Origin of the sequence: uncultured Algibacter sp. (assembly GCF_947487575.1) — a bacterium.
Taxonomy (GTDB): Bacteria; Bacteroidota; Bacteroidia; order Flavobacteriales; family Flavobacteriaceae; genus Algibacter_B.
Genome location: NZ_CANKXG010000006.1, coordinates 136,898 through 150,381, shown reverse-complemented (window position 1 = coordinate 150,381; position 13,484 = coordinate 136,898). Strand labels below are relative to the sequence as shown.

Annotated in this window: 9 protein-coding genes; 7 read left to right on the top strand and 2 right to left on the bottom strand. The window is 32.5% G+C overall.

From position 1 onward, the window contains the following. Positions 1-117: 117 nt before the first annotated feature. Entirely contained in the window at positions 118-1,032 is a 915-nt protein-coding gene (locus tag Q0870_RS08025) for a helix-turn-helix transcriptional regulator (protein ID WP_298554270.1), read from the bottom strand. Positions 1,033-1,124: 92 nt separating this feature from the next. Between Q0870_RS08025 and Q0870_RS08020 the strand changes: the two genes are divergently transcribed. Beyond that, the gene (locus tag Q0870_RS08020) at positions 1,125-2,105 is read left to right on the top strand and encodes a D-cysteine desulfhydrase family protein (protein WP_298554266.1); all 981 of its coding nucleotides are present in this window, start codon (positions 1,125-1,127) and stop codon (positions 2,103-2,105) included. A 1-nt stretch (position 2,106) separates the two neighbouring features. On the opposite strand, the gene Q0870_RS08015 is transcribed toward Q0870_RS08020, so the two are convergent. Continuing rightward, the gene (locus tag Q0870_RS08015) at positions 2,107-3,438 is read right to left on the bottom strand and encodes a tyrosine-type recombinase/integrase (protein WP_298554263.1); all 1,332 of its coding nucleotides are present in this window, start codon (positions 3,436-3,438) and stop codon (positions 2,107-2,109) included. 619 nt (positions 3,439-4,057) lie between these two features. On the opposite strand from Q0870_RS08015, the gene nagB reads away from it, so the two are divergent. The 6 genes from nagB (at position 4,058) to Q0870_RS07985 (ending at position 13,483) form a co-directional block, all read left to right on the top strand. Continuing rightward, positions 4,058-5,971: a glucosamine-6-phosphate deaminase gene (gene nagB, locus Q0870_RS08010; RefSeq protein ID WP_298554260.1), complete on the top strand. Its 1,914-nt coding sequence runs from the start codon at positions 4,058-4,060 to the stop codon at positions 5,969-5,971. A 208-nt stretch (positions 5,972-6,179) separates the two neighbouring features. Next, entirely contained in the window at positions 6,180-8,444 is a 2,265-nt protein-coding gene (locus Q0870_RS08005; protein WP_298554257.1) for a GH92 family glycosyl hydrolase, read from the top strand. Next, positions 8,444-10,321: a sodium:solute symporter family protein gene (locus Q0870_RS08000; RefSeq protein WP_298554254.1), complete on the top strand. Its 1,878-nt coding sequence runs from the start codon at positions 8,444-8,446 to the stop codon at positions 10,319-10,321. The genes Q0870_RS08005 and Q0870_RS08000 overlap by 1 nt, the downstream gene beginning before the upstream one ends. 9 nt (positions 10,322-10,330) lie before the next feature. Further along, positions 10,331-11,299: a glycoside hydrolase family 130 protein gene (locus tag Q0870_RS07995; protein ID WP_298554251.1), complete on the top strand. Its 969-nt coding sequence runs from the start codon at positions 10,331-10,333 to the stop codon at positions 11,297-11,299. 3 nt (positions 11,300-11,302) lie between these two features. Then, positions 11,303-12,382 (top strand): carbohydrate-binding family 9-like protein, encoded by a 1,080-nt coding sequence (locus Q0870_RS07990; protein WP_298554249.1) that lies wholly within the window; start codon positions 11,303-11,305, stop codon positions 12,380-12,382. 6 nt (positions 12,383-12,388) lie between these two features. Beyond that, positions 12,389-13,483: a family 10 glycosylhydrolase gene (locus Q0870_RS07985; protein ID WP_298554246.1), complete on the top strand. Its 1,095-nt coding sequence runs from the start codon at positions 12,389-12,391 to the stop codon at positions 13,481-13,483. The last annotated feature ends 1 nt before the right edge of the window (position 13,484 follow it).

Here is a 13,484-nt window from a genome sequence, read left to right as displayed (position 1 = left end):
TTAGTTTAATAAAGATGGTTAGAAATTCATGAATGAAGAACAATAAACTGTGTAAATTTTGCGTATTTGCTATGTGAACTTTATACACAATTCATAAATGCTATTGAGATTAGTTTATTAATTCACTTTATCAATAAGTTCTTGTCTGCTCGAACAGTTTGATTTGTTAAAGATGTTGGAGGCGTGTTTTCTAACTGTACCGTAGGATATAAACATGTTTTCGGCTATTTTTTTATAACTGTAGCCTTTTATTATCTGTAATACAATTTCATTTTCTCTGTTTGTAAGACCATATAGGTCTGCAATATCTTGATCCAATTTATAGGTGTTCTTTAATCGATATAAATAACTATTTACTTCCATAATGGTTACAAAAAGGAAAGAGGATGTCATTATTGAATGGGTTATAGGTTGAAAATCACCAAAATAAGTTAATGCGGGAAGCATAACTAAAGAGAATATTGAACTTAAGCCTAAATTGGTTTGGATTTTGAAATATCGCTCTCTTTTAGTTTTCTTTTTAATCACTAGAAAGAAATACACAATAAAAACTAAGGAAAGTATAGTTGGAAATATCAGGAATAGGCTTCTTGCAAAATTCAAGGAGTTTGTGAAATAGTATGGTACAATGAAAAGTAGTATAAAACATGAAGAAAGAATAATAGTTAAATTCTTTATTTTGAAAAAAGGATTTGGTGTTTTTATGTCAAATTCTTTATATAAATACCAAACCAGATATAAACACATTATAATAGAAATTGTGTATGTAATTACATATTGAATTATTCTTGGACCAGGAAAATCATCATAAGGAAGCAAACCATTTAAAACATTATACAATAGGAAAATAACAGCTAAAATTAGATAGCGATACTTGGATTGAATGTTTTGACGCTTACCTAATCCAATATTTAAGAGTTGGAAAACAATAATGATTCCAATTGTTATGCACAAGAAAAGCACCACCCAATGCATAGAAGAAGCGTAGGTGTATTCTGGAACAAATCGATATTTTTGAATTAAGTAAAACATACAGGGGCATGTACAACAATACTTTAGCTTAAAATTACGAGAGTACTAAATATAGCTTATCTTAGTGTGAATTAAAAATTATAAAGCGTAAAATGCTGAATAACAAGTATAAACTAGGTTTTTTTTCTACGCCCTTGGAGAAAATGGATAACTTATCTAAAGTCTATCCAAACTATAATTTGTATATAAAAAGAGATGATAACTCAGGTTTGGCATCTGGCGGAAACAAAGTAAGAAAGCTTCAGTTTTTTATTTATGACGCTTTAAGCAAAGGTTGTGATACGGTTGTTACTGCTGGAGCACAACAATCTAATCATTGCCGACAAACGGCAGCAGCTTGTGCTAAAGCTGGATTGGAATGTCATTTGTTGTTAGGAGGTAACAAGCCTAAAAATTACAATGGTAATTTGTTGCTTTCCCATTTATTAGGAGCTAAAATTCATTTTACTGGAGATAATAGAAAAGGAGAGGATATAATCAAATTAAAACAAGATTTAGAAGCACAGACAAAGAATGTTTATGAAATTCCTTATGGTGGATCAAATTTGTTAGGAGCTTATGGTTTTGTCGATGCAGTTAAAGAATTAAAGAAACAACTTTTAAAAGAGAACTTAAAAATAGACTACATTTTTTTCGCATCAAGCTCTGGAGGTACACAAGCAGGATTAAGACTTGGTATTGATTTGTACGGATTAGATATTAAACTTATGGCAATTAGTATTGACAAAATTGGGTTAGTGAATGGAACTCTTGATGAAGCAGTTTTAAAAATATTACATCAAGGTCAAAAAGAATTGAATATCCAAAAAACGTACTCAATTAAAGATGCAACACTTATTAGAGATTACGATAAACCTGGTTATGGAGTAATTACTCAAAATGAAAAGTTAGCCATAAAGCAATTGGCTCAAAGTGAAGGTATATTGTTAGACCCTGTTTATTCTGGGAGAGCTTTTTACGGGATGATAGATCATCTTAAAAATAATAAGATAGAAAAAAACTCTAATGTTCTTTTTTGGCATACAGGTGGCTTACCGGCAAATTTTTATTATTCTGAAGAACTTTTAAAATAACTTAAAAGTTAATTACTTCCTCTAAAGCATCATCAGCTTCTTCATGGATAAAGTTAGCTTGATAGATTAAAGTCGTTTTTAAATCGCTATGTCTGTATAGTTTTTGAAGCATTCTAGGATGAATCTTATTACCAGCGATATTTCCAAAACTATGTCGGGCAATATGGTTAGAAAGGTTTTTGTCTATTTCACAGATTCCACCAATTCGCTTTAAATATTTATTAAGCAGTTTAGTCGCGTTTCTAGTTTTTCTAAACACATCTTCAGTATCAGATTGATTCACATCTTTTAGAAATGGGAAGATAAATCCATTGTTATCTTCTTTCTCTTTTTTATAATATTCTAATATAGCCTCTGCCTTTTCGGACACTTTAAGGCTTAGTGGTTTTTCATTCTTATTCATTACGTAGAACAAACGACCATCTTTAAAGTCTGACCATTTCAATTTTATCGCATCCGAAATTCTTATTCCAGCAAAGTAAAAAGCAAATAGCCATACGTTTTGAGTGTGCCATATTGAGGTGTCAGGTTCTAATTCTAAAAGTTCAATCTGCTCTACCTCATTTACAATCAGACCTATCTTATGACTGGATCCAATCCGAATCTTTTCTTTTTCACCACCAAACGGATAGAATTTGGAATCAACTATTCCATTTTTAATAGCCTTGTTAAAAAGAGTCCGTATAAATATGAGTTGATTAGTGATGGTGCGTGTTTTTTGTTCAAGGTAGACCGCACAAAAATCTTTATACCTATCTAAGAAAGATTCATCAATATCTTGAAACTTTAAGGACTTATTCTTTTTAAAGTGTTCAACAGAATCCATAAAAGTATGCTCACCTTTCCTTCCTTTACTAACTCGTGACTTTCTACGTCCTTTAATTCCATTAATAACTACATTTTTTTCTTGTGAGTTATTATGGTTTAAAAATTCTTCTAAGTTGTATAAAATTGATAATTCAGATTTTGCAACTGAAAATACATCACGTTCATATTTGCTTTTAATTCTGCCTGAGGCAACATTGAAAAATGATTTAGAACCACCAGCACCTTTCAATTTTAACTTGACCTGCTTTGGTGTGATTTTGTCTTTAGAATCATAGTAAACGTCATTTGCTTCAGTAAGTTTTTTTAGAAGATAGTTATTAAGTTTCTTGGCGTTTGGATGCGTTTTTTTTACTCTTCCTGCATCTTTATCCCAATCTTTTTCTAGCACATACTGTCCAAGCCATTTATAATTTGTCTTGTAATTTTCACTAATACGAATCGCAAGAGGGATAGTTTTATCTTTACGAATCATGTTTTTCCGAAGTACTATTTTAATAATCGCCATAATCACTTAACTTAGAATGTAAAGATAATCATTTTTAAAATAGTTAGTACAGAATAAGTACAGAATAATTTGATTTTAATTGTATTTAAATGCTATCGTTAGAAATGTAAATTGCTGAATAACATAGGTTTTGCTAGATAATGAGGTGTTTAGTGTCTTACTACCTTTAAGCTCATAACCCGAAGGTCACTGGTTCGAGTCCAGTTCCCGCTACTAGAAATAAAGCCTTTCAAGAAATTGAAAGGCTTTATTTATTTTAAGCATTACAGAATTTAGCTGTTTATCTAACGCCTAACAGCATTTGATTCAGTTTTATTTCATTTGGTATATGAAATAAAATTTAAAAAATTAAGGATGTAGTATGCTATAACGACATGCTAGACTTAGAATTTAGTGTAGTTAGGTGTTGGAGTTCGAGTTTCTTTCCCGCACTTTAAATGAAAAGCTTCTCATGTCTCGAGAAGCTTTTTTAGTTTAGGTACAATATTTTGTTTTTTCTTTACTTCATTTATAATAACTAGATTTTCGGCTAATGCCAGCAGTTGTTTGTCGAAATAATGAGCTATTAATGATTTACAGATGTTAATTTTATGTCGTAATAAAAATTAATATCACATTTATGATTTTAGATACAATAAAATTTAAGGAGCCAGGAACTTTTGAAGACACAAGATTCGAAAAAGTACATACTATCATTTTTCAAGAATCTAAAGAACCATCTGTATTGGTAGCTAATGAAATTGCAAGCTTAATAAGAGCAAAAGAGGCTAAAAACGAAGTGTGTGTGTTAGGACTTGCAACGGGTTCTTCTCCTATTGGTGTGTATCAAGAACTTGTAAGACAGCATAAGGAAGAAGGGTTAAGTTTCTTAAATGTTGTTACTTTTAATTTAGATGAATATTACCCAATGGAGCGTAGCAATTTGCAGAGTTACCATTATTTTATGCACGATCATCTTTTTAATCATGTAGATATATTACCAGAAAACATCAATATTCCAGATGGTACAATTAGTACTGAAAACTTGAAAGTATATTGTATAGATTATGAGAATAAAATTAAGGCATTAGGAGGTTTGGATTTTCAACTGCTTGGTATTGGTAGAACAGGGCACATTGGTTTTAATGAACCAGGTTCGCATTTAAATTCAAGAACTAGAAGTATTACTTTAGATCACATTACTAGAGTTGATGCAGCACCAGATTTTTTAGGTATTGATAATGTGCCAAGAAAGGCGATTACCATGGGTATCGGAACAGTAATGGATGCCAAGCGTATTGTGCTTTTAGGATGGGGTAACAATAAGGCTGGAATATTACAGGAAACTATTGAAGGTTCAATAAGTTCAGAAGTACCAGCAACATATTTACAAGAGCATACTAATACGACATTTATTTTAGATGAAGGAGCATCTTCAGAACTTACAAGAGTAAAAACACCATGGATAGTCTCAACTTGCGGTTGGGATGATAAATTGAAATTAAAAGCTGTAGTTTGGTTATCTGGTTTATTAGGGAAATCAATTTTGAAACTAACTGATTCTGATTATAACAACAATGGAATGGCTGAGTTGTTGAATCAGGAAGGTTCTGCGTACGATTTAAATATTAAAATGTTTAATAAACTTCAGCATACCATTACAGGCTGGCCAGGAGGTAAACCAAATTCTGATGATTCTAGAAGACCAGAAAGAGCTATTCCAGAGAAAAAGCGTGTTATTATTTTTAGCCCACACCCAGATGATGATGTAATATCTATGGGCGGAACTTTTGATAGGTTGATAGCGCAAGGGCATGATGTACATGTAGCCTACCAAACCTCAGGAAATATAGCAGTTTCAGATGAAGAAGCGCTTAAGTTTTCTGAAATTACTTTGTCCCTTTGTAAAGATTGCGAAGTGTCTGACCAAATTATCAATTTTATAAATTCAAAAAATGATGATGAGATTGATTTAGACATACTCAGAAAACTTAAAGGAGATATTCGTAGAAGTGAATCTAAAGCAGCTACAAGGTATTTGGGGTTAAGTGACGAAAATGTTCATTTTTTAGATTTACCATTTTATGAAACAGGCACTGTAAAAAAGAATAGTCTTAATCAAAAGGATATTGATATTATGGTTGCATTAATTAATGAGGTAAAACCTCACCAAATATATGCTGCCGGAGATTTATCAGATCCACATGGTACCCATAAAACTTGTTTAGACGCACTATTTGGAGCTATTGATGAGTTGAAAAAAGAGGATTATATGAATGATTGCTGGGTTTGGTTGTATCGTGGTGCATGGCACGAATGGGAAACTTATCAAATAGATATGGCGGTTCCTATGAGTCCAGATCAGGTGCTTAGAAAAAGGCGAGCTATTTTTTATCATCAATCTCAAAAAGATGGGGTTATGTTTCAAGGTAACGATTCTCGAGAATTTTGGGTTAGGGCAGAAGACAGAAATAGGTTAACTGCAGATAGGTATAGTGATTTAGGGTTAGCAGATTATGCTGCAATTGAAGCTTTTAAAAGGTATGTTTTTTAGTGAATAATATTTAAAGTCTGTTTTTTTAATATTAATAAAAGGCTATTTATAGTTAAAATCATTTATTTTCTTAATAAATATATCAATTAAAACGTTAAGTTTTATTAGCAATAGATGGTGTTTAGCTTCAATTATACGTTGTCCGTCTAAATTTGTTTGTCGTTCAGATTTATTTGTGAAATTTTGATTATATACGGAGAGATAAATTATGTTGAGATATTCATTTGTGTTTTTATTTGTATTTGTTTATGGTTGTATAAATAATGAAAAGAGCCAAAAACAAAATATAAGTACAAATTTAAAATTTAAAAGTTATGTAGCCCCTTTTATAGGCACAGGAGGTCATGGCCATACTTATCCGGGAGCAACAGTACCCTTTGGAATGTTACAAGTAAGTCCCGTGAATGGTATAAGTGCTTGGGATTGGTGTTCAGGGTATCACTATTCAGATTCTTTAGCAATCGGGTTTAGCCATTTAAGCTTAAGCGGTACTGGTATTGGCGATTTAGCAGATATTATTTTTATGCCTGTAAACAAAGAGGTAGATGTGTCTGTTACGCCAAAGAAAAACCGAGACAGTGTAAATTACAAATCAAAATACTCTCATAACAACGAGACTGCTACTCCAGGATATTACCAATTATATTTAGAAGACCATAACATTAATGTTGAGCTTACAACATCTAAGAGAACAGCATATCACAAATATACTTTTCAAAAAGACGATATTCAATCTGTTGTAATAGATTTAGGATTTGAAATTAATTGGGATGCCGTTACTGAGAGTTCTTTAAATTTTGAAGACGAATACACAATAAGCGGTTATCGTTTCAGTAAAGGTTGGGCAAAAAATCAGAAAGTATTTTTCGTTGCCAAGTTTTCAAAACCTATATCAAATTCAAAGCTTTATGCAGATGGCATTCTAAGTAATAGTAACATTTCAGAGGGAATAAAAACTGCATCGCAACTATTTTTTAATACCAAAGGTAATGATGAATTGCGAGTTAAAGTAGCCTTGTCATCAGTTAGTATTGAAAATGCAAAAGATAATTTAAATAATGATGGTTTTGAATTTGAAAAGGTTAAAACTGAAGCAGGTATTACCTGGGGAAATGCTTTAAATATCATAGAAGTTGAAACTGATGTAGATTCACTTAAAACTATGTTTTATACAGCGATGTATCATGCGCAATTAGCACCTGTTACTTACAGCGATAAAAATGGGCAATTTAGAAAAGAGAATGATAGTATAGTTACTGCAAAAAATTATACAGCCTATTCTACACTATCACTTTGGGATACTTTTAGAGCAGAAAATCCATTATTGACTTTTATTGCACCTGATAAAGTTTCAGATATCATAAACTCAATGTTGGCCTATTATGAAACCAAAAAAATATTACCAGTTTGGACACTTTATGCTAATGAAACGAATACCATGACAGGATATCATTCTATACCTGTTATTGTTGATGCCTATAAAAAAGGAATTACAGGTTTTGATGCTGAAAAGGCTTATGAAGCTATGAAACAAACCATGATGCAAGACGAGCGTGGATTAAATTTATATAAAAAATATGGTTACATTCCTTATAATTTATTAGATGAATCTGTAACGATTACCCTAGAATATGCGTTTAACGATTGGTGTGTTGCACAAATGGCAAAAGCTTTAGGTAAAGATAATGATTATAAGTATTTCTTAAATCGTTCTAAAGCTTACACCTATTTATTTGATAATGAAAGTGGGTTTATGCGGGGAAAATCCGATAATGGAAAAACTTGGAATTCGCCTTTTGACCCTAAACACTCTAACCACAGAGAACAAACAGATTATACAGAAGGCAATGCGTGGCAACATAGCTGGTTTGTGCCTCATGATGTTAAAAATTTCATAGCACTTCATGGTGGAGGAAATATTTTTTCTAAACGATTAAATCAATTATTTACTGAGAGTTCTGAGATTACAGGAGATAATATCTCCGCAGATATTTCAGGGTTAATTGGGCAATATGCACATGGTAATGAGCCAAGTCATCATATCGCCTACATGTTTAATCATGCAAACCAACCTTGGCGAACACAATATTGGGTACGTCATATTTTAAACACACAGTATAACACTACACCAAACGGATTGAGCGGAAATGAAGATTGCGGACAAATGTCTGCTTGGTATGTATTTAGTTCTATTGGGCTATACCCTATGAACCCAGCTTCAGGAGACTACGATATTGGGAGTCCTATATTCAAAAAAACAACGATTAATCTTTCTGATGGTAAAATATTTGAAATTGAAGTAGAAAATCCTTCTAGCGATAATATTTATATTAAATCTGCATCACTTAATGGTAAAGAATTTAATCAAACATCTATCTCTCACAAACAAATTTTAAAAGGAGGTAAACTCTATTTTGTTATGGCTTCTAAGCCTAACAAATCATGGGGAATCCATAAAAATAACAAAGAATAATGGATATAGTAGATGTTTTAATTATTGCCCTGTATATTATTCTAACATTAGGTGTTGGTATTTGGATTTCCAAAAAGGCATCAAAAGGGTTAAGTTCTTATTTCCTTGGCGGAAAAAGCATTAAATGGTATTACTTAGGCTTAAGTAATGGTTCGGGTATGTTTGATGTTTCAGGAACTGCTTGGATGGTTGGTATTCTTTTCTTGTATGGCGTAAAGAGTTTTATGTTTATGTGGGTGTGGCCAATTTTTAACCAGATATTCGTAATGATATTTTTAGCTGCATGGATAAGGCGCTCCAATATAATGACTGGTTCTGAATGGATTTTAACACGTTTTGGCGATGGTAAATCTGGAAGAGCCTCTCACTTAATTGTAGCTATTTTTGCTATAATAGCATCTGTTGGTTTTATAGCCTATTTTTTTGAAGGTGTTGGTAAGTTTATGACAATCATTTTACCATGGGATTTAACACTTATGATGGGAGATGCTGTGTTATTAAGCTCAGACCAAAACTATGCTTTAATCATCATATTTTTAACTACTATTTATACTATTAAAGGTGGTATGTTTTCTGTAGTTGCTACAGAAGTGTTGCAATATTTTATTATGGTACTCGCAGGAGTCTTGGTGGCAGGTTATGCGTTTATTAATGTAACAGATGTAGAAATTACCAGCGTATTGTCTGAACAATGGAGTAATTTGTTTTTTGGAGCTGAACTAGAAGGTTCGTGGACTGGAAAGTTCGAAGCGTTTAATGAACTTATAGACACACATGGTTATAAAATGTTTGGTGCGTTTATTGGTATGTCTCTTTTTAAAGGGTTTTTTGCAAGTATTGCAGGTCCTACACCAAGTTATGATATGCAACGTATTTTGTCTACAAGGTCTGTAAAAGAAGCTGCATATATGAGTGGATTTACAAACCTTGTACTTTTTATACCAAGATATTTACTTATTGGGGGTATCGTTGTTTTAGGATTAGTGTATTTGGCTCCCGAAATGGCAAGTTCCAGTTCACTAAGTCTTGGGGATTTAGAGGTTATTTTACCCAAAGTAATCAACAATCATGTACCTGTAGGTATAAAAGGGTTGTTGTTAGCAGGACTTTTAGCGGCTTTTATGTCAACCTTTTCGGCTTATGTAAATTCGGGGCCTGCATACATAGTTAATGATATTTATAAAAAGTATTTTAAACCTTTGGCTACACCAAAGCACTATATAAAAGCAAGTCATTTAGCATCTTTTGCTATTGTAGCTTTAGGTGTGTTTATGGGCTTTTTTGCAGAGTCTATCAATTCATTAACATTATGGATAACAAGTGCACTTTTTGGCGGTTACGTAGCAGCAAATTTCTTAAAATGGATTTGGTGGCGTTTTAATGGTTGGGGTTATTTCTGGGGTATGACATCAGGTTTATTTATTGCAACTATTCAATTTTTACTAGATCAAAATAAAGACAATTTTGAAGTAGGAACCTGGATGTGCGATGCTGCACATATGCCAGCTATTTATGTGTTTCCCGTAATATTTATAGTGTCTATATTGGGTTCTTTTTTAGGAACTTGTCTTACGCCTCCAACAAGTATGGAGACTCTAAAAAGTTTTTATTCTAATGTGCGCCCTTGGGGTTGGTGGAATCCTGTTTATAGAGTTCTTAAAGATGAAGATGAGAATTTTGAAAAAAACAAGGACTTTGTAAGTGATATGCTAAACTGTATTGTTGGAATTGTTTGGCAATCTAGTATGATATTATTACCCATATACCTCATGATAAGAGATTATCCAAAAATGTGGTTAGCTCTTGTAGTGTTTATTATAACTACCGTTATTTTAAAATTCACGTGGTTAGATAAAGTAAGAAAATATAAAAATTAAATAGATTAAATGAGTTCAATTCCATGGCAAGATAAACCAGAAGGAAGTCAAGATGTTGTTTGGCGCTATTCTGAAAATCCAATAATTAAAAGAGATGCTATTCCAACATCTAATAGCATATTTAATAGTGCTGTAGTTCCTTTTAAAGAAGGTTTCGCAGGCGTATATAGGTGTGATAATAAAGCGGTGCAAATGAATATTTTTGCAGGTTTTAGTAATGATGGAATTAATTGGAATATCAACGAAAATCCAATAGATTTTAAAGCAGCAGACGAAGCACAAGTTTTAGGTGATTATAAATACGACCCTAGGGTTATTTTTATAGAAGATCGCTATTGGATTACATGGTGCGAAGGACATAATGGTCCAACTATTGGAATTGGTTATACCTATGACTTTGTAGAATTTTTTCAATGTGAAAGCGCTTTTTTACCCTTTAATAGAAATGGTGTGTTATTTCCTAAAAAAATAAATGGAAAATATGCTATGATGAGTCGCCCTAGCGATAACGGTCATACTCCTTTTGGCGATATTTATATGAGCTATAGTCCAGATATGAAATATTGGGGAGAACACAGGCACATGATGTCTCCAACAGCATTTAAGGATAGTGCTTGGCAATGTACAAAAGTAGGTGCAGGATCCGTACCTTTTTTAACCAATGAAGGTTGGCTTATGTTTTATCATGGCGTTATTAATACCTGTAATGGGTTTAGATATGCCATGGGTTCTGCAATATTGGATGAAAATAATCCACACATTGTTAAGTTCAGAACACAACCTTATCTACTAACGCCGTCGGAACCTTATGAGCAAATTGGAGATGTTCCTAATGTAATTTTTCCATGTGCCTCTTTACAGGATGTTGAAGCCGATAAAGTCACTATTTTTTATGGCGCCGCAGATACGGTTGTAGCCATAGCCTTTGGTTATATAAGTGAAATATTAGAATTTACTAAAAGTAATAGTATTGTTTAAAATATGTATAAAATAGTGTTATTATGTTCCATTTTTAAAAAAGGCTTATGTTTTACATGCCTTTTATTTCTATGTCTTCCGCTAGCTAGTTGCGCTCAAGATGCAACAAACCGTATTATCCCTAAAACATATATTGCAAATCATATAAAAGAACCTATTAAAATAGATGGTTTAGGATTAGAGAACTCTTGGAAAAATGCCGAGTTTTCTGATTTGTTTATAGATATAGAAGGAGTAAAAAAACCAAAATATAATACCCGTGTAAAAATGCTCTGGGATAATGAGTATATTTATTTTTTAGCAACTATGGAAGAGCCTCATGTGTGGGGGACTTTAAAACAAAAAGATACGATTGTTTATTATAACAATGATTTTGAAATTTTCATAGACCCAGATGGCGATGCACATAATTACTATGAATTTGAATTTAATACTTTAAATACACTTTGGGATTTATTCATTACAAAACCATATAGAGACGGTGCATTGGTATTAAATGATTGGGATGCTAACGGTATAAAATCTGCTGTGCATATTGATGGGACATTAAATAATCCTAACGATATAGATAAAAGTTGGAGCGTAGAAATTGCTATTCCTTTAAAGGTGTTTAATACGTCGTATCATCAAATTGTAGAATTGAAAGATAAGTTTTGGAGAGTAAATTTTTCTAGGGTTCATTGGGATTTTCAATTAGAAAACAATAGGTACTCTCGCAAAAAAAATAATTCTGGAGCATTTGAGTCAGAATACAATTGGGTATGGTCTCCGCAAGGCGTTATTGCAATGCATCAACCAGAAACTTGGGGCTATGTGTATTTTGCAAGAGGAGCTTCACAAGAAGCTAAAAACTTTGTAATTCCTAAAGATGAACATATCAAGTGGTTTTTATTTGATTTGCATAAAGGTTTAATGGATAAAACAATAACACCTAAAGATGTTGGTGCTGCAAAATTAGTTTTAAAACAAGAAGTAATACCTACATATCAATCTCATGAAACGGGATATAATATTTGGGTTAAAAGTCCATTTACGGGAAATAAAATTATTATAAACAAAAACGGTCAAATCATTATAAAATAATTCAAAATGAAACATAATTTATATATTATAATCATCACTTTGTTTTTAGTGGTTTCATGCACTCAGCAAAAAAAAGAAACAGTTGCTAAAACAGATGAGCCTGTAGAACTAGCTTTTAAATATTGGGCATGGTACGGTGCAGGTGCTGGAGTAGCCGATAGTATTCATAAAAAACAATTTAAAAAATATGCAGATAACGGCATAGATGCTGTATTAATTGATACCAGAGCAGATGCCAATTATTTATCTAAAATAACACCTCTCGCTATAGAAGAAGGTTTGGAAGTGCATGCGTGGATGTTTACCATGAACAGACCAGGCGACACAACTGCCCTAAAACACCCAGATTGGTATATGGTAAGCCGTAGTGGTAAATCGTGTTTTGACAACCGCCCTTATGTAGATTATTATCAATGGTTATCGCCAAGTCATCCAGATGCGCGTCAACATGTATGGAATTTAGTTGAAGGTTTAGCTAAAGTTGATGGGGTTACAAGTGTGCATCTAGATTATATAAGATATCCTGATGTGTATTTGCCAGTAGGTTTATTACCGAAGTATAATTTGGTTCAAAATGAAGAATTACCAGATTTTGATTTTGATTATTCTGATGCTGCCGTAGAAAAATTTGAAAAATTATATGGACGAAACATAAAAGAAGTAGAAGTGCCAGCTATAGATATTGAATGGAAACAGTTTAGATTAAACGAAATTAAAACAGTAGTAGACGGCGCTTATGACATAGCACATAAACACGGTAAAAAATTAACAGCTGCTGTATTTCCATATCCAGAAATGGCAGACCATATGGTGCGCCAACGTTGGGATAAATGGAATATTGATGAAGTATTACCTATGATTTACAATAATTTTTATAATGAAGGTTTAGATTGGGTAAAATTTGCTTCAGAACAGGGGATAAAAGATTTACAAGGACGAAATACACAATTACACACGGGTTTATACCTTCCTGAAATGGATGATGAAACCGTAGCTAATGCCATTAAAGCAGCCAAGGAAAGTGGTGCAAGTGGTGTTGCATTTTTCGATATTCAAGATTCACATTTCGAAGTGATTAAAGTATCAAAAACAGAAAAATAAT

Excerpts from the sequence above, each read along its gene's own strand:
- Q0870_RS08020 (WP_298554266.1), top strand. The coding sequence starts at position 1,125 with ATGCTGAATAACAAGTATAAACTAGGTTTTTTTTCTACGCCCTTGGAG.
- Q0870_RS08015 (WP_298554263.1), bottom strand. The coding sequence starts at position 3,438 with ATGGCGATTATTAAAATAGTACTTCGGAAAAACATGATTCGTAAAGAT.
- Q0870_RS07995 (WP_298554251.1), top strand. The coding sequence starts at position 10,331 with ATGAGTTCAATTCCATGGCAAGATAAACCAGAAGGAAGTCAAGATGTT.
- Q0870_RS08000 (WP_298554254.1), top strand. The coding sequence starts at position 8,444 with ATGGATATAGTAGATGTTTTAATTATTGCCCTGTATATTATTCTAACA.
- Q0870_RS07985 (WP_298554246.1), top strand. The coding sequence starts at position 12,389 with ATGAAACATAATTTATATATTATAATCATCACTTTGTTTTTAGTGGTT.
- nagB (WP_298554260.1), top strand. The coding sequence starts at position 4,058 with ATGATTTTAGATACAATAAAATTTAAGGAGCCAGGAACTTTTGAAGAC.
- Q0870_RS08005 (WP_298554257.1), top strand. The coding sequence starts at position 6,180 with ATGTTGAGATATTCATTTGTGTTTTTATTTGTATTTGTTTATGGTTGT.
- Q0870_RS07990 (WP_298554249.1), top strand. The coding sequence starts at position 11,303 with ATGTATAAAATAGTGTTATTATGTTCCATTTTTAAAAAAGGCTTATGT.
- Q0870_RS08025 (WP_298554270.1), bottom strand. The coding sequence starts at position 1,032 with ATGTTTTACTTAATTCAAAAATATCGATTTGTTCCAGAATACACCTAC.